The sequence below is a fragment of the Jatrophihabitans sp. genome (genome assembly GCF_036388195.1).
Classification (GTDB): domain Bacteria; phylum Actinomycetota; class Actinomycetes; order Mycobacteriales; family Jatrophihabitantaceae; genus Jatrophihabitans_A.
In genome coordinates this window covers 19445-38523 of record NZ_DASVSG010000034.1, presented here as the reverse complement: position 1 = coordinate 38523, position 19079 = coordinate 19445, and the positions used below count along the sequence as shown (strand labels likewise).

20 protein-coding genes and 1 pseudogene are annotated in these 19079 nt (G+C 71.7%); 14 read left to right on the top strand and 7 right to left on the bottom strand.

What is annotated here, in order from left to right:
* Window positions 1–6: 6 nt before the first annotated feature.
* Both VF612_RS03025 and VF612_RS03020 read right to left on the bottom strand, forming a co-directional pair.
* Complete coding sequence (locus VF612_RS03025) at window positions 7–1740, bottom strand: AMP-binding protein (protein WP_408658363.1); 1734 nt, start codon at window positions 1738–1740, stop codon at window positions 7–9.
* A 79-nt stretch (window positions 1741–1819) separates the two neighbouring features.
* Window positions 1820–2446, bottom strand: coding sequence for an alpha/beta family hydrolase (locus tag VF612_RS03020; RefSeq protein ID WP_408658362.1), 627 nt, complete (start codon window positions 2444–2446; stop codon window positions 1820–1822).
* An 89-nt stretch (window positions 2447–2535) separates the two neighbouring features.
* Between VF612_RS03020 and VF612_RS03015 the strand changes: the two genes are divergently transcribed.
* The 6 genes and pseudogenes from VF612_RS03015 to VF612_RS02990 form a co-directional block, all read left to right on the top strand.
* Window positions 2536–3288 carry an SOS response-associated peptidase gene (locus VF612_RS03015; protein ID WP_408658361.1) on the top strand — a complete coding sequence of 251 codons (753 nt, stop codon included), beginning with the start codon at window positions 2536–2538 and terminating at the stop codon, window positions 3286–3288.
* A 132-nt stretch (window positions 3289–3420) separates the two neighbouring features.
* Window positions 3421–3666: a DUF6158 family protein gene (locus VF612_RS03010; RefSeq protein ID WP_408658360.1), complete on the top strand. Its 246-nt coding sequence runs from the start codon at window positions 3421–3423 to the stop codon at window positions 3664–3666.
* A gap of 30 nt (window positions 3667–3696) precedes the next feature.
* Window positions 3697–5031, top strand: coding sequence for a 3-phosphoshikimate 1-carboxyvinyltransferase (gene aroA / locus VF612_RS03005; protein WP_408658359.1), 1335 nt, complete (start codon window positions 3697–3699; stop codon window positions 5029–5031).
* Between the two features lie 9 nt (window positions 5032–5040).
* Window positions 5041–6063: a ribosome small subunit-dependent GTPase A gene (gene rsgA, locus VF612_RS03000; RefSeq protein WP_408658358.1), complete on the top strand. Its 1023-nt coding sequence runs from the start codon at window positions 5041–5043 to the stop codon at window positions 6061–6063.
* An 89-nt stretch (window positions 6064–6152) separates the two neighbouring features.
* Window positions 6153–7823, top strand: coding sequence for a DUF4157 domain-containing protein (locus tag VF612_RS02995; protein ID WP_408658357.1), 1671 nt, complete (start codon window positions 6153–6155; stop codon window positions 7821–7823).
* A 177-nt stretch (window positions 7824–8000) separates the two neighbouring features.
* Window positions 8001–8459: pseudogene (locus VF612_RS02990) on the top strand (squalene monooxygenase); the annotation flags it as partial.
* Window positions 8460–8468: 9 nt separating this feature from the next.
* Here the strand turns inward: VF612_RS02990 and VF612_RS02985 are convergent.
* Together VF612_RS02985 and VF612_RS02980 are read right to left on the bottom strand one after the other, a co-directional pair.
* Window positions 8469–9623, bottom strand: coding sequence for an aminotransferase class I/II-fold pyridoxal phosphate-dependent enzyme (locus tag VF612_RS02985; protein WP_408658356.1), 1155 nt, complete (start codon window positions 9621–9623; stop codon window positions 8469–8471).
* The gene (locus VF612_RS02980) at window positions 9620–9952 is read right to left on the bottom strand and encodes a DUF2087 domain-containing protein (RefSeq protein WP_408658355.1); all 333 of its coding nucleotides are present in this window, start codon (window positions 9950–9952) and stop codon (window positions 9620–9622) included. The genes VF612_RS02985 and VF612_RS02980 overlap by 4 nt, the downstream gene beginning before the upstream one ends.
* 23 nt (window positions 9953–9975) lie before the next feature.
* Here VF612_RS02980 and hisN point away from each other — a divergent pair, with 23 nt between their 5' ends.
* Window positions 9976–10788 carry a histidinol-phosphatase gene (gene hisN / locus VF612_RS02975; RefSeq protein WP_408658354.1) on the top strand — a complete coding sequence of 271 codons (813 nt, stop codon included), beginning with the start codon at window positions 9976–9978 and terminating at the stop codon, window positions 10786–10788.
* 36 nt (window positions 10789–10824) lie between these two features.
* Here hisN and VF612_RS02970 read toward each other — a convergent pair whose 3' ends face one another.
* The 3 genes from VF612_RS02970 to VF612_RS02960 form a co-directional block, all read right to left on the bottom strand.
* Complete coding sequence (locus VF612_RS02970; RefSeq protein ID WP_408658353.1) at window positions 10825–11385, bottom strand: YbaK/EbsC family protein; 561 nt, start codon at window positions 11383–11385, stop codon at window positions 10825–10827.
* On the bottom strand, window positions 11375–12160 hold the full coding sequence (locus tag VF612_RS02965; protein WP_408658352.1) for a VOC family protein: 786 nt from the start codon (window positions 12158–12160) through the stop codon (window positions 11375–11377). The genes VF612_RS02970 and VF612_RS02965 overlap by 11 nt, the downstream gene beginning before the upstream one ends.
* 110 nt (window positions 12161–12270) lie before the next feature.
* Complete coding sequence (locus VF612_RS02960; RefSeq protein ID WP_408658386.1) at window positions 12271–12555, bottom strand: DUF427 domain-containing protein; 285 nt, start codon at window positions 12553–12555, stop codon at window positions 12271–12273.
* A 121-nt stretch (window positions 12556–12676) separates the two neighbouring features.
* Between VF612_RS02960 and VF612_RS02955 the strand changes: the two genes are divergently transcribed.
* The 7 genes from VF612_RS02955 to VF612_RS02925 all read left to right on the top strand — a co-directional run bounded on the left by VF612_RS02955 (window position 12677) and on the right by VF612_RS02925 (window position 19076).
* Window positions 12677–13774: a WD40/YVTN/BNR-like repeat-containing protein gene (locus tag VF612_RS02955; protein WP_408658351.1), complete on the top strand. Its 1098-nt coding sequence runs from the start codon at window positions 12677–12679 to the stop codon at window positions 13772–13774.
* A gap of 142 nt (window positions 13775–13916) precedes the next feature.
* A complete protein-coding gene (locus tag VF612_RS02950) occupies window positions 13917–14615 on the top strand; it encodes a dienelactone hydrolase family protein (RefSeq protein WP_408658350.1) in 699 nt (232 codons plus the stop codon).
* Entirely contained in the window at window positions 14615–15148 is a 534-nt protein-coding gene (locus tag VF612_RS02945) for a VOC family protein (RefSeq protein WP_408658349.1), read from the top strand. Before VF612_RS02950 ends, VF612_RS02945 begins: the two co-directional genes overlap by 1 nt.
* The gene (locus tag VF612_RS02940) at window positions 15145–16074 is read left to right on the top strand and encodes a TIGR03619 family F420-dependent LLM class oxidoreductase (protein ID WP_408658348.1); all 930 of its coding nucleotides are present in this window, start codon (window positions 15145–15147) and stop codon (window positions 16072–16074) included. The genes VF612_RS02945 and VF612_RS02940 overlap by 4 nt, the downstream gene beginning before the upstream one ends.
* A 178-nt stretch (window positions 16075–16252) precedes the next feature.
* Window positions 16253–17245 carry an ATP-binding cassette domain-containing protein gene (locus VF612_RS02935; RefSeq protein WP_408658347.1) on the top strand — a complete coding sequence of 331 codons (993 nt, stop codon included), beginning with the start codon at window positions 16253–16255 and terminating at the stop codon, window positions 17243–17245.
* Window positions 17242–18042, top strand: coding sequence for an ABC transporter permease (locus VF612_RS02930; RefSeq protein ID WP_408658346.1), 801 nt, complete (start codon window positions 17242–17244; stop codon window positions 18040–18042). Before VF612_RS02935 ends, VF612_RS02930 begins: the two co-directional genes overlap by 4 nt.
* A gap of 140 nt (window positions 18043–18182) precedes the next feature.
* On the top strand, window positions 18183–19076 hold the full coding sequence (locus VF612_RS02925) for a CAP domain-containing protein (RefSeq protein WP_408658345.1): 894 nt from the start codon (window positions 18183–18185) through the stop codon (window positions 19074–19076).
* Window positions 19077–19079: the final 3 nt, after the last annotated feature.

The window sequence follows — 19079 nt, the reverse complement described above, 5'->3', positions numbered from 1 at the left end:
CGATCGCTACGGCCTGAAGTCCTCCTCGCGGTACTCCCCCACTGGCCGCTCCCCGGCCCGGCCGGTCTCGGCCTGGCGCAGGTCGACACGCCGGATCTTGCCGCTGATCGTCTTGGGCAGCTCGGCGAACTCCAGCCGGCGGACCCGCTTGTAGGGCGCCAGGTGCTCGCGGCAGAAGCCGAGGATCTCCCCGGCCAGCTCGGGCGACGGCGAGTGGCCCTCGGCCAGCACGACATAGGCCTTGGGCACCGACAGCCGGATCTCATCGGGCGCGGGCACCACCGCGGCCTCGGCGACCGCCGGATGCTCGATCAGGACGCTCTCCAGCTCGAACGGGCTGATCCGGTAGTCGCTGGACTTGAACACATCATCGGTGCGCCCGACGTAGGTGATGTAGCCCTCGTCGTCGATCGTGGCGACATCGCCGGTGTGATAGAGCCCGTGCGCCATCGCCACGTCGTTGCGTTCGGCGTCGTCCCGGTAGCCCACCATCAGCCCCACCGGCCGCTCGGACAGGTCTAGGCAGATCTCACCCTCAGCGAGCGATGCTCCCTCAGCTGTGTTGGCCACGTCGGGTTGGACGGGCCGGCCGGTGACCGGATCGGCCAGCACCACCCGGTACCCGGGCAGCGGCCGGCCCATCGACCCCGGCTTGACCGGCTCGCCGGGCGGGTTGCCGATCTGGGCGGTGGTCTCGGTCTGGCCGAAGCCGTCCCTGATCGTCAGCGACCAGGCGCGTTGGACCCGCTCGATCACCTCGGGGTTCAACGGCTCGCCGGCCCCGACCACCTCCCGCAGCGGCAGCTGCCACCTGGTCAGGTCCTGCTGCACCAGCATCCGCCACACCGTCGGCGGCGCGCAGAACGTGGTCACGCCGGCGCCGGCGAGGACGTCCAGCATCCGAGCGGCGTCGAAGCGGGCGTAGTTGAACAGCACCACGGTCGCTCCGGCGTTCCACGGCGCGAAGAAACAGGACCAGGCGTGCTTGGCCCAGCCCGGCGAGGAGACGTTGAGGTGCACGTCGCCCGGACGCAGCCCGATCCAGTACATCGTCGACAGGTGCCCGACCGGATAGCTGAGGTGGGTGTGCTCCACCAGCTTGGGCTGGGCGGTGGTGCCGGAGGTGAAGTAGAGCAGCAGCGGGTCCGAGCCCGCGGTCGGCGCATCGGGCTGGTAGGGCTGGTCGAAGCCGGCGGCCTCGGTGTAGCTCAGCCATCCCGGCGCCGGCTCGCCGACCGCGATCGCGAGGTAGCCGTTGGGCTCTCCGAAACCGGCGGTCAGGTCCGAGCGGCTGATCACCGCCCCGACGGCGCCACGCTGCAGCCGGTCGGCCAGGTCCGCCGGGGACAGCAGCGTGGTGGCCGGGATGATCACCGCGCCCAACTTCATGCAGGCCAGCATCGATTCCCACAGCTCCACCTGGTTGCCCAGCACCAGCAACACCCGCATGCCCCGGCTGACCCCGTTGGCGGCCAGCCAGCCCGCCAGCCGCGAGGAGCTGTCCGACAGCTGCTCGAAGGTGTAACGGCCCTCGCTGCCGTCGTCCTCGATCAGCCGCAGCGCGTCCTGGCCGCCGCGCTCTGCCGCTAGCACCCCGTCGAAGTAGTCCAGCGCCCAATTGAACCGCTCCGGACGCGGCCAGCGGAACTGCCGGTAGGCGCCGGCATAGTCGCCGCGGGTGTTCAGCAGCAGGTCCCGGGCAGCGAGGAATTCGGTGATGCCTGCGGTGTCGTCGGTCATATCCCGACTCTGGCACTGCCGCGATCAGGTTGTCACGCCGGCTGTCCGTCGGGTCGGTACGCGGCTGTCCGTCGGGTTGTCACGCGGGCTGGTCGTCAAGGGCGTCGATCCAGCCTGCGACCAGCTCACCGATCCGGGCGGTGTCGCGCTTGAGCCCGTGATCGCCGGGCACCTGCACGACCTGCCGGCCCGGGGCGGGCTCGGGCATCCCGAACGGGTCGTTGACGCCCTGCACCACCAGCGCCGGAACCGGCGCCCCGGCCAGCTCGGGCAGCCGGGACTTCTCCGGGCGTCCCGGCGGGTGCACCGGGAACGCCAGCGCCACCACCGCCACCGCGCGCGGTCTGGTGGTCTCGTCCGCGGCCGCCCGGCAGGCCACCCGGGCGCCGGAGGACCGGCCGCCGTAGACGAAGTCGAGCCCGGCGGTGGCCTTGCGCCTGCCCAGCGAGGCGATCACCGCCCGCCATGCCTGATCCAGCGTCCCGATCGGCGGGACCGCCTTCTTGCCCGCGACCCGGTACGGCTGGATCACCCGGGCGACGCTGATCCCGGCCGCCAGGCACGCGGTGCGGACGGCGAGCAGGTCCGGCGCCTCGATCGAGCCGCCGGCGCCGTGGCCGATCACCAGCAGCCGCCGGGCCCCTGCTGCCGTCTCCAGCTCGACGGCCGCCGGGCCGACCGGGGTCGCGATCGTCAACCGCGGCATCGGCTCTCCATATCTGACATGCTCGGGTTCCGGACCGCCATCCTGTCGCATCCGAGCTGAGCCGCCCCGGGTACGGCACAATTGTCTGCATGTGCGGTCGCTATGTCAGCTCAGCCTCCACAGCCGATCTCCTCTCCGAGTTCGACGTCGAGGAGGTGGTCGGTGAGCAACCGGCGCCGTCCTGGAACGTCGCCCCGACCAATGCGGTGCGGGCGATCCTGGAACGTCCGCCGAAGGAAGCCTCCGAGCAGGCCACGCCGCCCGAGCCGGTTCGGCAGCTGCGGCCGCTGCGCTGGGGACTGGTGCCCAGCTGGTCCAAGGACGCCAAGGGCGGCGCCCGGATGATCAACGCCCGGATCGAGACGGTCACCGAGAAGCCGGCGTTCAAGAAGGCCGCCGCCCGCCGCCGGTGCCTGCTGCCGGCCGCCGGCTACTACGAGTGGCAGAAGACCGAGAACGGCAAGGTTCCGTACTTCCTGCACGACCCGGACGGCCGGCTGCTGGCGATGGCCGGGCTGTACGAGCTGTGGCGTGATCCGACGCTGGCAGACGACGACCCGAACCGGTGGCTGTGGTCGTGCACGGTCATCACCCAGCAGGCCCCCGACCTGCTCGGCGAGATCCACGACCGCAACCCGGTGTTCGTGCCGCCCGAGCTGCGGGCGGCCTGGCTGGACTGCTCCAGCGACGACCCGGAGACGGCGCGCAAGATCCTCGACCAGATCCCGGAGGCGCGGCTGGAGCCCTATGTCGTGTCGCCGGCGGTGGGCAACGTCCGCAATGACGGGCCGGAGTTGATCGAGCCGGTGGCCATGCCGGAGCAGGAACGCCTGCAGCTGTAACGGCGGCCGAGCCGCACAGGCATAATCTGCAGCACTGCGCATAATCGGCAGCGGCGCGCGGCGACCAGCCTGCGCGGCAGGACTGGCGCCAAGCAGCCGGCAGGCCAGCACTCGAAGTTAAGGAGCTTGTGAATGGCAGAGCACCCGCACGGTATCGAGCCGGCCGCGCTCGCGGACGACGACCTTCGACGCGAGCTCAAGCATCTGCACGACACCCGGCACGACACCTTGCTGGGCGGCAGCGAGGACGCCCTGGAGAACCACACCAAGCGGATGCTCGCGATGGAGGAGGAGTTCCTGAGGCGCTTTCCGCAGGAGGCCGCGCCGGACCCGCTGCGCACCCGGGCAGGCAGCCGTCGAGAGGCCGGTCAGGACTGACATCGCCGTGCGAGTGTGCGGCCGGCGAGCATGAGCTCCTCTACCGACCCCGGGGCGACCGGACGTCCCTGGACGGCGCCGGTGGCCCAGGGACCGGTATCGGCCACCGTCGCGCTGCCCGGCTCGAAGTCGCTGACCAACCGGGCGCTGGTGCTGGCCGCCCTGTCGGCGGCTCCGACCCGGATCAGCGCTCCGCTGCGCGCCCGCGACACCCTGCTGATGGCAGGGGCGCTGCGCAGCCTCGGCATCGGCGTGCGCGACGACGGCGCGGACTGGGTGGTCGAGCCCGGTGAGCTGACCGGCGGCCCGGTGGAGTGCGGGCTGGCCGGCACCGTCATGCGGTTCGTGCCGCCGCTGGCTGCGCTGGCGACCGGCGACAGCGACTTCGACGGCGACCCGCCGGCCCGGACCCGTCCGATGAGCACCCTGCTGGACGGGCTGCGCCAGGCCGGCGCGCTGATCTCCGACCAGGGCCGGGGCGCGCTGCCGTTCACCGTGCACGGCACCGGTTCGCTGCCCGGTGGCCGGGTGCGGATCGACGCCGCCGCATCCTCCCAGTTCGTCTCGGCGCTGCTGCTGGCCGGGCCGCGGTTCGACAAGGGCCTCGACCTCATCCATGTCGGCGCCAGCCTGCCGTCGCTGCCGCACATCGAGATGACCGTGGCCGCGCTGCGGGCGGCCGGCGCCAGCGTCGACACCGGCGGCGCCAACCGGTGGCGGATCCACCCCGGCACGCTGCAGGCCTCCGACCAGGTCATCGAGCCGGACCTGTCCAACGCCGCGCCGTTCCTGGCGGCGGCCCTGGTGACCGGTGGGTCGGTGACGGCGCCGCTGTGGCCGCTCAGCACCAACCAGCCCGGCGCCCTGCTGGCCGACCTGCTCACCTCGATGGGCGCCACCGTGATCTGCAACGAAGCCGGCCTGACGGTCACCGGCGCCGGTCCGATCGGCCCGCTGGTGGCCGACCTGCACGATGTGAGCGAGCTGACCCCGGTGCTGGTGGCGCTGGCCGCGCTGGCCGACGGCGAGTCGGTGATCACCGGGGTGGCCCACATCCGCGGCCACGAGACCGACCGGCTGGCCGCGCTGGCCGCCGAGCTGACCGGGCTGGGCGGCGACGTCACCGAGACCGCGGACGGCCTGGTGCTGCGACCGGCGGCCCTGCACGGCGGCCGCTGGCGCAGCTACGCCGACCACCGGATGGCGCAGGCCGGCGCGGTGCTCGGGCTGGCGGTGCCCGGCGTCGAGATCGACGACATCGGGTGCACCACCAAGACCCTGGCAGACTTCCCCGGCATGTGGCAGCAGCTGCTCGCGCCGCCTGGGTCCGCTGCGCCGTCCGAGCCTGTCCGGACTGTGGGATAAGCGGCCTGGATGGCGCAGCGCGACACCAGGCGGCTGGACGAGGACGACGTCCGCAACCGGCCCACCCGCCACGGCAGCCGGGCCCGTACCAAGCAGCGGCCGGCACACTCCGACGCCGCGACCGGGATGGTGGTCACCGTCGACCGGGGCAGGTTCACGGTGCTGCTGGAGGGCAGCAGCGAGGTGTTGCTGACCGCGATGCGGGCCCGTGAGCTCGGCCGCACCGCGATCGTCGTCGGCGACCGGGTGGGGGTGGTCGGCGACCTGACCGGGGCGCCCGACACCCTGGCCCGGATCGTCCGGGTCGAGCCGCGGGAGACCGTGCTGCGACGCACCGCCGATGACAACGACCCGTACGAGCGGGTCATCGTGGCCAACGCCGACCAGTTGCTGATCGTCACCGCGCTGGCCGACCCGCCGCCGGTCTACGGCCTGATCGACAGGTGCGTGGTGGCCGCGCTGACTGCCGGCCTGGAGCCGATCCTGTTGCTGACCAAGGCGGATCTGGCCTCCCCGGAACAGGTGCTCGCCAACTACGCCGAGCTCGACATCCCCGCCATCGTGACCTCGCGCGGGGCCGATCTGGAGCCGATCAGGGCCGTCCTGGACTCCCACGTCACCGTCTTCGTCGGGCATTCCGGGGTCGGCAAGTCCACCCTGGTGAACGCGCTGGTGCCGGGCGCGGCCCGCAGCACCGGCGTGGTCAGCGAGGCCGGCAAGGGACGGCATACCTCCACCTCGGTGTTCGCGCTGGCGCTGCCCGAACCGTTGCGTGGCTGGGTGATCGACACCCCCGGGGTGCGCTCGTTCGGCCTGGCCCATGTCAGCGCCGACGATGTGCTGTGGGCGTTCCCGGACCTGGAGGATGGCGCGGCCACCTGCCCCGGGAGCTGCGAGCACCTGACAGCCACCGACGGCTGCAAGCTCGACGCCTGGGTTGCGGCCGGGCATGCCACCCCGGCCCGGCTGGACGCCTACCGGCGGCTGCTGGTCAGCCGCAAGGACCTGGGCGGCGCCATCCCGCTCAGCTGACATTTCCGCCGTGGCGCCGGCTGATCGGGCCCGAAAACCGCCTTACCGGGTTAAGCTGGCGTCAAATTCAGCCAGTGAAGGGAGTGACGATGGCAGAGCGGGCCTCCCGGGTCCGGCAGTCGGCCCACCGAGCCGGCCGCCGCGAGGAGGAAGCGCTCGCCGACGCCGCCGCCATGCCTGCCCGGCCCGCGCCGGTCGCCGGGCTCGCCCGGTCCGGCGCCCCGATCGCCGACCCGCTGGGTGGCGCCCCGGTCAGCCAGGACATCGTGTCGGTGCTGCGCAGCCGGGCCGGCCGGGGCAGCGCGCTGCCGGCCGAGGTCGCCGAGCCGATGGGCGCGGCGCTGGACACCGACCTCAGCGCGGTCCGGATCCATGCCGATGCCGACGCCCACACCCTGACCCGTTCGGTGCAGGCGACGGCGTTCACCTATGGCGCCGACATCTACTTCAGCCAGGGCAGCTACGCGCCGGGCTCAGCGGCGGGCCAGCACCTGCTTGCGCACGAGCTCAGCCACGTGGCCCAGCACGCCCGCGGAACCTCTGCCGCCCCCGGCGCCGCGCCGGTGATCGGCCGTGCCGATGACCCGGCCGAACGGGACGCCGAGGCCAGCGCTGCCTCCGTGATGACGGCCCTGCGGCGGACCACCGCGCCGGCTGCCGGCCGACCCGCCGGGGACAGCCTGCAAGCCGCGTCGGTGCCTACGTTGCGCCGGATGACGGTGGCCGGCGCCGCCATCAAGCCGTACGGCAAGACCGGCAAGGAGCTGTGGGAGTACGCCAAGAACAACATGTTCAGCACGTACGGGACCCGTGATGTCTTCCTGAAGGAGTTCTGCAAGTCCGACGTCGACTACGCCAGCCCGGCGGCGTTCCTGGTGGCGTTCAAGGAGCGGCTCTCCGACCTCGGCAAGCTGCGCACCTTGACCTCGCTGTCCAGGCCGGCCTGGCCGGTCGAGTACAAGGAGCTGCTGAAGTTCCAGGGCGGCGACAACATCAGGCACGTCGTGCGGAACGCGACCCTGAAGAAGGCGCTGCTCGATGACTACGACGACACCAAGATGCTCTTCGAGGATGCCTACGCCGACCTGCTGGACGACACCGAGCGGGCTCTGAAGATCGAGCAGGAGCTGTGCGACCGGTACGCCTCGATGGCTGCCCGGCTCGGGGTGAAGGTCACCGCGAAGGGGTCGTCGGAGCGCATCGTCCAGGACATCTACCAGGCGCTCTACCTCAACCTCGGCAACCTGTTCGCCGGCGTGGGCGGCGACAACCAGCTGATCGGGTTCGCCGCCGACCCGGTGGAGCAGTACGGCCGGGCGCTGCGGGCCAAGGGCTATGAGGAGGTGTCGATCGCCGGCGTCTACGACGAGATGCTCCGGCTGATCTTCAACAGCTACAAGGCGGTGGCCGGCCGGGCCGGGAAGTCCGGCACCCTGCCCAAGCTCAACGAGCTGATGGGCTCGATCAGGGAACTCCTCGCGGCCCGCCGTGAGCAGTGGCTGAAGGAGGTCAAGGGCGACATGGACGAGGAGGACCCGACCGCGCCGGCCGCCCTGCTGGCAGAGGACCCCATCGACTTCGGCGCGAACTTCGGTTTCGACCTGCTGGACGAGCGCAGCGGCGTGGGCGGGGGCGCCCAGAACGCCGCGCACCGCAACGAGATCCTGATGTGGGTCGAGACGCAGCTGAGCGGTGAGGTGCTGCCCGGGACCGACGAGCTCGCCGACATCCTGGCCAAGTTCATGGAGCTCGCCCAGTAACTGGCGCATCGAACACGATCAGAGACGTGCCGCGGCTCGGGAGTCCCTAGCGGGGCGTCCATGTCCTCCGCCGGCACCGCCGTGGTCATCGGCGCCAGCATCGGCGGGCTGCTCGCGGCCCGGGCGCTCAGCGACTCCTATGCCCGGGTGGTGGTGCTCGACCGGGACGTGCTGCCCGAGCGGCTGCGCCGGTTCCCGGCCGGCTACCTGGTGGTGGCAGATGCGCTGTGCAGCTTCAACCCGATCTACGGCCAGGGGATGACGGTCGCCGCGTTGGAGGCGCTGCTGCTGCGCCGGCTGCTCGCCTCGGGGGTCGATGACCTCGCACGGCGCTTCTTCGCCGGCGCCGCCAAGGTCATCGACGGGCCGTGGTCGATCGCGGTCGGCACCGATCTGCGCTTTCCGCAGGTTGCCGGCCGGCGCTCGCCGAAGGTCCGGTTCGTCAACGCGTACGTGCACTGGCTGCACGTGGCGGCGGTGGCCGATCCGGTGCTGGGGGCGGCGTTCCTGCGGGTGCTCAACCTGGTGGACCCGCCGACCCGGCTGCTCGCGCCGGGCATCGTGCTGCGGGTGCTGCGCGGCGCGAGGGGGCGCCAGCCGATCGGCCAGCACAGCACGGCCGCGGTTCTGCGCTGACCCGGCCGGTCAGCCGCCGGCCTGCAGGTACTTGCCCAGCATGGTCACGCCCTGCTCGATCTCGGTGATGTCGCCGGCGAAGGACAGCCGGGCGAACCGGTGGCCGTCGACGGTGTCGAAGTCCAGTCCCGGCGCCAGCGCCACCCCGGTCTCGGCCAGCACGTTGCGCGCCCAGACCAGCGAGTTGTCGGTGTGGTCGGACACATCGGCGTAGATGTAGAACGCCCCGTCGGCCGGCGCCAGCCGGTCCAGGCCGATCGCCGGCAGCGCCTGCAGCAGCAGCGCCCGGTTCTCGGCATATCGCGCGACGTTGGCCTCGAGCTCGGGATGGGACTGGAAGGCCGCCACCGCCGCCAGCTGCGACAGCGTCGGCGGGCAGATCGTGTAGTTGGCGACCAGCCGGTCCACCGCGTCCAGCAGCTCGTCCGGCACCAGCAGCCAACCCACCCGCCAGCCGGTCATCGAGTAGTACTTGGAGAACGAGTTCACCACGATCGAGGACCGGTCGAACTGCCAGGCGCTGGCGCCCGGCCCGGCGTAGCTGATGCCGTGATAGATCTCGTCGGAGATCAGCCGGACGCCGGACGCCCGGCACCAGGCCGCGATCTCGGCGAGCCGGTCCGGCGCCACCATCGCCCCGGTCGGGTTGGCCGGCGAGCCTAGGATCAACCCTGCGGGCACCGGGTCCAGCTGCTGCAGCATCGCCAGCGTCGGCGTGAACCCGTGCTCCGGGCCGCAGCCGAACTCGGCCACCGAACAGCCCAGGCTGGAGAGGATGTTGCGGTAGGCCGGGTAACCGGGCCGGGGCATCGCCACCACATCACCGGCCTCGAAGGCGGCCAGGAACGCCGCCAGGAAGCCACCGGACGATCCGGTGGTGACCACCACGTTGGCCGCCGGCACCTCGATGCCATACCAGGCCCGGGTGTGCTCGGCGATCGCCAACCGCAGCTGCGGCAGGCCGAGGGCGTCGGTGTAGCCGATCCGGTGCCCGTCCAGCGCCTGCCGGGCCGCCTCCCGGACCGGCGCCGGGGCCGGCGTGCCCGGCTGGCCGATCGCCAGGTTGTAGACCGGCAGCCCGAGCCGCCGCCGGGACTCCGCGGCCTGGAACACCTGCATGACGTAGAACGGCGCCACCGCCGAGCGCTCAGAAGGGCCGGTCATACCCATCCCCCGCATCGCCAGTACACGCTGTCCTGCCGGGCCAGCAGCCCCTCGTCCACCAGGTACCGGCGCAACGCCGCCACGTCCGGGTTCCACACCCCGACGATCTCATTGACCTCCGGCTCCGGGTAGCGCACCCCCGGCTCGAAGGCGGTCGCCAGGTACGCCAGCAGCAGGCTCCGCTTGGCGCCGCGCGGCACCACCGGCAGCCGTCCGCGCACCAGATAGGCGCGCAGCACCCGCCGCAGGGCGGGATCGGCGATCTCATCGAACGAGGCCGGGTCGGCCAGCGACTGCGCGCGGTCCACTGCGGCTTGGCCCTGGGTCACCCGGCGACGATAGCCTGCTTGTTGTGAGCCGCACCCCGGAATATCCCCCGGACGCCGGGTTGGCAGCCGACCTGGAGCTGGCGCTGCGGCTGGTAGGGCTTGCCGACACCGTCACCACCGAACGCTTCCGGGCCGCTGACCTGGTGGTGAGCAGCAAGCCGGACCTGACCCCGGTGAGCGACGCCGACCAGGCCGTCGAGCAGCTGATCCGGCAGCGGCTGGCCGCCGACCGGCCGGCGGACGCGTTCTGCGGCGAGGAGTCCGGGACGTCCGGCAGCGGCCCGCGCCGCTGGGTGCTCGACCCGATCGACGGCACCAAGAACTTCGTCCGCGGGGTGCCGGTCTGGGCGACGCTGCTGGCGCTGCTGGTGGACGACGACCCGGTGCTCGGGGTGGTCAGCGCCCCGGCGCTCGGGCAGCGCTGGTGGGCCGCCCGCGGGCAGGGCGCGTTCTGCAGCTCGTTCGGCCAGCCGTCCCGGCGGCTGCGGGTGTCGCAGGTCAGCCGGCTCGCCGACGCCAGCCTGTCCTACGCCTCGCTGTCCGGCTGGGCCGAGCAGGGCCGGCAGCAGGCCTTCCTGCAGCTGATCGACGGGGTCTGGCGCTCCCGGGCCTACGGTGACTTCTGGTCCTACATGCTGGTGGCCGAGGGCGCGGTGGACCTGGCCGCCGAGCCGGAGCTGTCGCTGTGGGACCTGGCCGCCCTGGCCCCGATCGTGACCGAGGCCGGTGGCCGGTTCACCGGGCTGAACGGGGTGGCCGGCGTGCAACAGGGCAACGCCGCTGCCTCGAACGGGCTGCTGCACGACGCCTTGCTGGCCGCGCTGGGCGAGCGCTGAACGACCCGCGCTGAGCAAGCAAACCCCCAGGGCCGCTCAGCGCTGGGACAGCTCGGCCACCACCTCAGCACCCGGCAGGTCGCCCAGCAGCGCGCCGTCCAGCAGCAGCTTGGACCGCCGCAACCCGCTGCCGATCACCACCGGCCCGGCCGCGGCCACCTCGGCAGACACCAGCACCGGCCAGCCCGCCGGCAGCCCGATCGGGGTGATGCCGCCGTACTCCATCCCGGTCAGCTCCACCGCCTCCGACATCGGGGCGAAGGACGCCTTGCGGACGTCCAGCAGCCGGCGCACCGCGCCGTTCACGTCGGCCCGGTCGGTGGCCAGCACCATGCAGGCCGCGTACTTGACCTCACCGGCCCGCTTGCCGGTGACCACGACGCAGTTGGCCGACGCCTCCGCAGGCACCCCGTAGAACTCGCAGAACGCGGCCGTGTCAGCCAGCTCCGGATCGATCTCTGCCACCGAGACCAGCCCGGCGCTGGGCCAGCCGGCCAGGAACGCGCTGACCGGCGGCGCGAGCAGGTGCCCGCCACCGGCTGTGCTGCGCCAGTTCAGCCGGGACGGCCCGACCTCCGGCGCGAGGTCACTCACCATAGCCCTCAGGCGGCGCGGCCATCAGCGAGAAGGAGGCCCCCTGGTCGTCAGCCACGATCGCGGTCCGACCGTACGGGGAGTCACTCGGCGGCCGGATCACGCTGCCGCCGAGCCTGACCACCCGATCGACCGCGTCGTCGGTGTCGTCCACCGCGAGGTACGTCCACCATTGGGCGGGCAGCTCGAGGTCGTCGTCGGGGTACTCGCCCACCCCGCCGATGTCGCGGTCGTCGCCGAGGAAGAAGGTGGCATAGCGGAAGCCTTCGCTGGACACGTCATGGAACTCCCAGCCGAACACCGCGCTGTAGAAGGCCCGGATCGGCTCCGACGACCGGCTCAGCTGCTCGGTCCAGATCAGCGCGGCAGGCTCGTTCACGACGCCGACACCGGTGTGGCGGCCCGGCTGCCACAGCCCGAACCTGGCGCCACTGGGATCGGCGCAGACCGCGAGCCTGCCCAGGTCCATCACCTCCATCGGCCCCATGACGACCTGGCCGCCGTTACCGCTGACCCGCTCGGCGGCGGCGTCGACATCGGAGGTTGCGAAGTGGACCAGCCACGCCGTCGGCGCGTCGGGCATCATCTTCGGGCTGATCCCGGCGGCGAGCCGGCCGTTCTTGGCGCAGTTGAGGTAGCCGCCGTATTCCGGCTCGCCTCCCTGCATCTCCCAGCCGAACAGGCCCTCGTAGAACAGCCGGGCGGCGTCGAGGTCCGGGACGGACACATCCACCCAGCAGGGCATGCCATCGGGCCACGAGCCCTCATGGATAGGCATGGCGAGCCAGCCTTTCGTAGGTCAGCAGCAAGCGGACACCTCACCCTCCCACTTCAGCCATGCCGGAACCAGCCGCCATGCGGCAAACCGGGCGGGATGCCCGCCACGGCTCAGCTCCCGCGTACCTCGACGCCACGCCAGAAGGCCACCCGGTCCCGGATCTGGGCCGCGGCCTCCTTGGGCTCGGAGTAGTACCAGGCGGCGTCCTGGTTGAGCTTGCCCTCCACCTCGAGGGAGTAGTAGGACGCGGTGCCCTTCCACGGACAGACCGTCTCGTACCGCGACGGCCGGAGCACGTCCTGCCGGACCGACTCCAGCGGGAAGTAGTGATTGTTCTCGACCACCACGGTGTCGTCGCTCTCGGCGATGACCGTTCCGTTCCAGATTGCCTGCACGCTCATGGCTCCACGATGCCACGACATCGCGAACCCCTGCCAACCTCGCTAGGACGGGCATCGAAGAACCGGCGCTGGACTTCATCCACTGCGAACCGGGCTCTGAGTAACGTCGCGGCGCATGAAGCCGATCATCCGAGCCCTCGTCGTGACGACCGCCGCGCTGGCGCTGGCGGGGCCCGCCCTCGCCACCCCTGCCGCTGCCCATCCGGTTGCCGCCGGGCATTCCAAACCCGGCGCGAGCCCGGCCTGGCGACTGGTCGACACCGGCAGCACCTCGCACTTCCGGGGCCTGTCCGCGGTGAGCGCCCGGGTCGCCTGGGTCGGCGGCTACGACGGCACGATCCTCAGGACGGTCGACGGCGGCCGGCACTGGCGCGACGTCTCGCCGGCCGGGGCCGGCGCGCTCCAGTTCCGCGACATCCATGCCTTCGACACCAGGCATGCGGTCGCGATGGCGGCCGGCGCCGGAACCGACTCGGCGCTCTATGTCACCAGCGACGGCGGCCGGCACTGGCGGGTCGCCTACCAGAACACCAACCCGGAGGCCTTCTTCGACTGCATGTCGTTCTCCGACCGCAAGCACGGCTTGGTGCTGAGCGATCCGGTCGGCGGCAAGTTCCGGATCCTGGCGACCAACGACGGCGGCCGCAGCTGGTGGGTGCGCTCGAATGCCGCGATGCCGGCCGCGCTGCCCGGCGAGGCAGCCTTCGCCGCCGGCGGTCAGTGCATCACCACGCTGGGCCGCGATGCCTGGTTCGGCACCGGCGGCCAGGGCCAGGCCCGGGTGTTCCACTCCCGCGACCGGGGACTCAGCTGGACGGTGACCACCACCGGCATGGGCAGCGGCCCGACCGCCGGCGTCTTCGCGCTGGCCTTCCGCGACCGCTGGCACGGCCTGGCCACCGGCGGTGACTTCACCACCCCGACCAGCGCGACCAAGGCGCTGGCCCGCACCCGCACCGGTGGCGACAGCTGGCAGCTGGTGTCGGACGCGCCGAGGGGCTACCGCTCCGGAGTCGCCTGGCTGCCGCACCGCCCCCGTCCCACCGCGATCGCGGTCGGCATCTCCGGCAGCGACATCAGCTACGACGGCGGCCGCAGCTGGCGCCAGTTCGACACCGGGAGCTTCGACACGATCAGCTGCGCGCGCAGCGGCGCATGCTGGGCCTCCGGTGAGGCCGGCCGGGTCGCGGTGCTGTCCTACCGGCGCGGCTGAGCCAGCCCGGACGGGGGAGAATCGCGCCCTATCAGCGGCGGGGATCACGGGTTGCCGGAGATCCGGAGCAGGACCTAGGTTCGAGGCAGGTTTTCCACCCGACCGTCCGACCCGACCGTCCGATCCGAGAGCGAGGCCCCGCGTGAGCGAGGAGAGCAGCGCCCAGAACACCACCTTCGCCAGCAACGGCGGCCAGGCGTACGGCTACCTGGCGTTGCCGCCCAGCGGCAGCGGGGCCGGGGTGATCGTGATCCAGGAATGGTGGGGGCTGACCGACCACATCGTCGGCGTGGCCGATCGGCTCGCGGCCGAGGGCTTCGTGGCGCTGGCGCCGGACCTGTTCGGCGGCCGGACCACCCACGACTCGGACGAGGCCGGCGAGCTGATGTCGCAGCTGCCGGTGGCCAAGGCCGCGCAGGACCTGTCCGGGGCGGTCGACTTCCTGCTCGGGCACGAGGCGGTCACCTCCGGCAAGGTCGGCGCCGTCGGGTTCTGCATGGGCGGCGGCTTCGTGCTGATGCTGGCCGCCCAGCAGGGCGACCGGATCGGCGCCGCGGCGCCGTTCTACGGGGTCGGCTCCGGGGTGCCCACCGACTACTCCGGCCTGCGGGCGGCGGTGCAGGGCCATTACGGCGAGCAGGACCAGATGTATGCGGCCTCGACCGCCCGCGAGCTGGAGCAGCAGATCCGCGAGGAGTCCGGCGCCGATGTCGAGTTCTTCTTCTACCCGGCCGGGCACGCCTTCCACAACGACGAGAACCTGCTCGGCACCTATGACCCGGACAGCGCCAGGCTGGCCTGGGAGCGCACCGTGGCGTTCCTCAAGGAACGGCTGAGCTGATGACTCCCCCGTCCGAGCAGCCGGACGAGGCCGAGCAGGCGCGGCTGGCCGAGCGCCGGGACGAGTTGCGCCAGCGGTACCTGCGTCCGCCCGGCAGCCGGCCGGCCACCAGCGGCCGCGGCATCCACCACGCGGCGCTGATCTGCAGCGACCCCGAGGCGACCATCCGGTTCTACCAGGACCTGCTGGGCTTTCCGCTGATCGAGCTGGTCGAGAACCGCGACTACCCCGGCTCGTCGCACTTCTTCTTCGACCTCGGCAACTCGACCCTGCTGGGCTTCTTCGACTTCCCCGGCCTGGGCCTGGAGCCCGGCAAGGAAGCGCTGGGCACGGTGCAGCACATCGCGATCTCGGTGGAGCCGGGCCGGCACGCCGAGCTGCGGGCCCGGCTGGACGTCGAGGGCATCGCCTACGGCGGCCCGGACCAGGGCATCGAGGAGTCGCTGTACTTCCGTGATCCGGACGGCATCCAGATCGAGCTGCTCCGCGACGAGCTGATGTACTTCGGCGGCCAGTGGCTGGACGGCCGGTGAGCCCGCTGCGGCTGGGGTTCGGGCTGCCGGTCTCGGGCAGCTGGGCGCGGCCTGCCAACCTGGTCCGGATCGCCACCCGGGCCGAGGAGCTGGGATATGAGTCGCTGTGGACCTTCCAGCGGCTGTTGCATCCGGCCGAGGGCGACTGGGGCCCGATGTACCACGCGGTGCAGGACCCGATCGTGACGCTGGCGCACGTGGCCGCCGTCACCGAGCGGGCCCGGCTCGGGATCGCCGTGGTCAACGCGCCGTTCTACTCCCCCATCGTGCTGGCCAAGCAGCTGTCCACCCTGGACGAGCTGTCCGGAGGCCGGCTGGATGCCGGCCTGGGCCTGGGCTGGGCCGAGGAGGAGTTCGCCGCGGTCGGAGTGGACTCCGCGCGCCGCGGGGCTCGGACCGAGGAGTTCATCGCCTGCCTCAAGGCCATCTGGACCGAGGACGTGGTCAGCTTCGACGGGCAGTTCTACCGGATGCCGTCCGCCCGGGTGGATCCCAAGCCGGTCCAGCGGCCGCACCCGCCGCTGCTGCTGGGTGGCACCGCCGAGCGCGCGCTGCGCCGGGTCGGCCGGCTCGCCGACGGCTGGATCAGCAGCAGCCGGCACGACCTGCGGACCGTCGGCGACGACCTGGAGCTGATGCGCGCCGCTGCCCGGGATGCCGGCCGGGACCCGGACCGGCTGCGGTTCATCATCCGCGGCGTGCCGAGGCTCACCGACGAACCGGCCGGGGCTGACCGGCGGCCGTTGCAGGGCGATGCCGGCCAGCTCCGGGGGGACTTCGAGCAGTTGGCCGCGGTGGGGGTGACCGAGCTGTTCCTCGACCTGAACTTCGATCCCGAGATCGGCTCGCCGGACGCCGACCCCGCCGAGTCGATGCGGCGCGCGGAGCACCTGCTGGAGACGTTCGCGTTCGCGCCCGGGTCGTGAGCGTGTGAGCCTGCGCGGGCGACGGGCCGCCTGTGGACTGCGACGGAGTGCCCATCCCCCGCTCGGGGGCGGCGCGGCGAAAATGGGTTGTCGGAGCCGTGCCCTAGCTTGAACACTTCCCTACCGACGCACACCGTGAGGACCGACGACATGACCGAACAGCCCCCCGTGACATCCGATGGGTGACGTCATCACGGCCAGTGGACTGGTCAAGACCTACGGCAAGCTCCGCGCGCTGGACGGCTTGGACCTGACGGTGCCCGAGGGCACCATCCTGGGGCTGCTGGGGCCCAACGGAGCGGGCAAGACCACGGCGGTCCGGATCCTGACCACCCTGCTCGAACCGGACGCGGGCACGGCCAGCGTGGCGGGCATCGACATCGCGAGGAATCCCGGCCTGGTGCGGTCCAAGCTGGGCCTGTCCGGTCAGTACGCCGCGGTGGACGAGTACCTGACCGGCTTCGAGAACCTGGACATGGTCGGCCGGCTCTACGGGCTGGGCCGTGCCCCGTCCAAGCAGCGGGCCCGCGAGCTGCTGGCCCAGTTCGACCTCGAGGAGGCCGGCGACCGGCCGGTCAAGACCTACTCCGGAGGCATGCGGCGCCGGCTGGACCTGGCCGGCGCCCTGGTCGCCCGTCCGCCGGTGCTCTTCCTCGACGAGCCGACCACCGGGCTCGACCCGCGCAGCCGGACCGACATGTGGGAGGTGATCGTCCAACTGGTCCAGGGCGGCACCACCCTGCTGCTCACCACCCAGTACCTGGAAGAGGCCGACCGGCTCGCCGACAACATCCTGGTGATCGACCACGGCCGGGCCATCGCCGAGGGCACCGCAGACAGCCTCAAGAACCAGGTCGGTGGCGAGCGGGTCGAGATCGTGCTGGTGCGCGCGGACGACCTGCCCGCGGCGCGTGCGATCATGACCGAGCTCGCCGGCGCTCCGGTCGAGATCTCCGAGCACAGCCGCCGGATCGTCGCACCGGTGACCGGTGGCGCCAGCCTGCTGATGGAGGCATTGCGGCGGCTGGACGCCGCCGACATCTCGCTGCTCGACGTGGCGCTGCGCCGTCCCACCCTGGACGACGTGTTCCTGACCCTGACCGGCCATCCCTCCGAGGACGACGCCGATGCCCCCGTCGCAGGCCTGAAGCAGGAAGCGAGCGCCCGATGACCATGCTGAAACCGATCGCCGACGGCGCCATCGTGGCCAAGCGCAACCTGATCAAGATCAAGCGGGTTCCCGACATCCTGGTCTTCTCGACCATCTCCCCGATCATGTTCATCCTGCTGTTCGCCTACGTCTTCGGCAGCGCGATCGAGGTGCAGGGCACCAATTACCGAGAGTTCCTGATCCCCGGCATCTTCGCCCAGACAGTGATCTTCGGCGCCACCCTGACCGGAGCCGGCATGGCCGATGACATCAAGAAGGGCATCATCGACCGGTTCCGGTCGTTGCCGATGTCGCGCTCGGCGGTGCTGATCGGGCGCACCGGCAGCGATCTGGCCAACAATGTCCTGATCATCACGGTGATGTCGCTGACCGGGCTGCTGATCGGCTGGCGGATCCGCAGCTCGGTGGGCGAAGCCATCGGTGGCTTCCTGCTGTTACTGGCCTTCGCCTACGCGATCTCCTGGATCATGGCCTGGGTGGGGCTGCTGGTGCCGAGCCCCGAGGTGGTGAACAACGCCTCGTTCGTCGTCATCTTTCCCTTGACGTTCATCGCCAACACCTTCGTGCCCACCAACAACTTCCCCGCGCCGCTGAAGTTCGTCGCCAATTGGAATCCGGTGTCCTCGGTGACCCAGGCAGCCCGGGACCTGTTCGGCAACACCCCCGCCACTGTCCCGAAGCCGGACTACTGGTCGCTGCAGCATCCAGTTCTCTACACCGTGGGCTGGATCGTGCTGCTGCTGCTCATCTTCGTCCCGCTGTCGGTGCGCCAGTACAAGAAGGCCGCCAGCCGCTGAGCATCGGCTTGTTCCGCCGTGACGCAGGCAGGCCTCACGCGGGCAGGCAGCGGGCGTCGCGTTAAGGGCATGGGGCGAGTTGCCGATAGGTAACCCATTGCCGCCTGCGTCCCGCCGGCGGGTTGCAGATGGGAAGACCGATGCCCTCCTCGCAGGTGGCGGCTGCCACGCGCCCGTCGCGCCGGCCTCGACTGGTGATCGCGCTGGCCAGCCTGGCAACTGCCGCCGCCCTGGTGGTGCATCCCGGCGCCGCCGAGGCTGCGACGACCGCCGAGACCGCCGCGGCCACCGCAGTGCTGCGGATGCTCAACGCCGAGCGGGCCGCCCATCACCTGCCCGCCCTGGCCTCCAGCCCGGCGCTGGTCAGCGGCGCGCGGCTGCACAACATCACGATGGCCCAGGCGAACCTGCTGTCCCACCAGCTGCCCGGTGAGGCCGTGTTCAGCACCCGGATCAGCCAGGCCGGGGTGCCTTGGCGCTCGGCTTCCGAGAACGTCGGCTGGACCACCGCGCAGACCACGGCCGGTGCCGAGGGCCTGCAGAAGGCCATGTACAACGAGGTGGCGCCCAACGACGGGCACCGGCGCAACATCCTGTCCACCTCGGTGCGGTTCGTGGGCATCGACGTGCTGATCGACGCCCGCACCGGCAAGCTCTGGCTCACCCAGGACTTCGCCGACGTCGGCGGCCCGGTGCCCCCGCCGATGGCCAATCACAACCCGTTCGGCCACTACGACAGCGCGGTGGCGCTGACCGGCCACCGGGTGCGGCTGCGCGGCTGGGCGGTCGACCCGGACAACCGGTCGCTGCCGCGGCCCATCGCCGTGTACTACGACGGCCGGCCGGTCGCGTGGTTCCGGACGTCGGCGGTGCCGCGCCCGGACGTCGCCAAGGCCAGGACGACCGGCCCGAATCAGGGCTTCGACATCACGATCACGCTGCCGGCCGGGACGCATTCGGTGTGCCTCTACGCCGCCAATGCCGGCCCCGGCACGGCCAGCCCCAAGCTCGGCTGCCGGACCGTCCTCACCTGACCG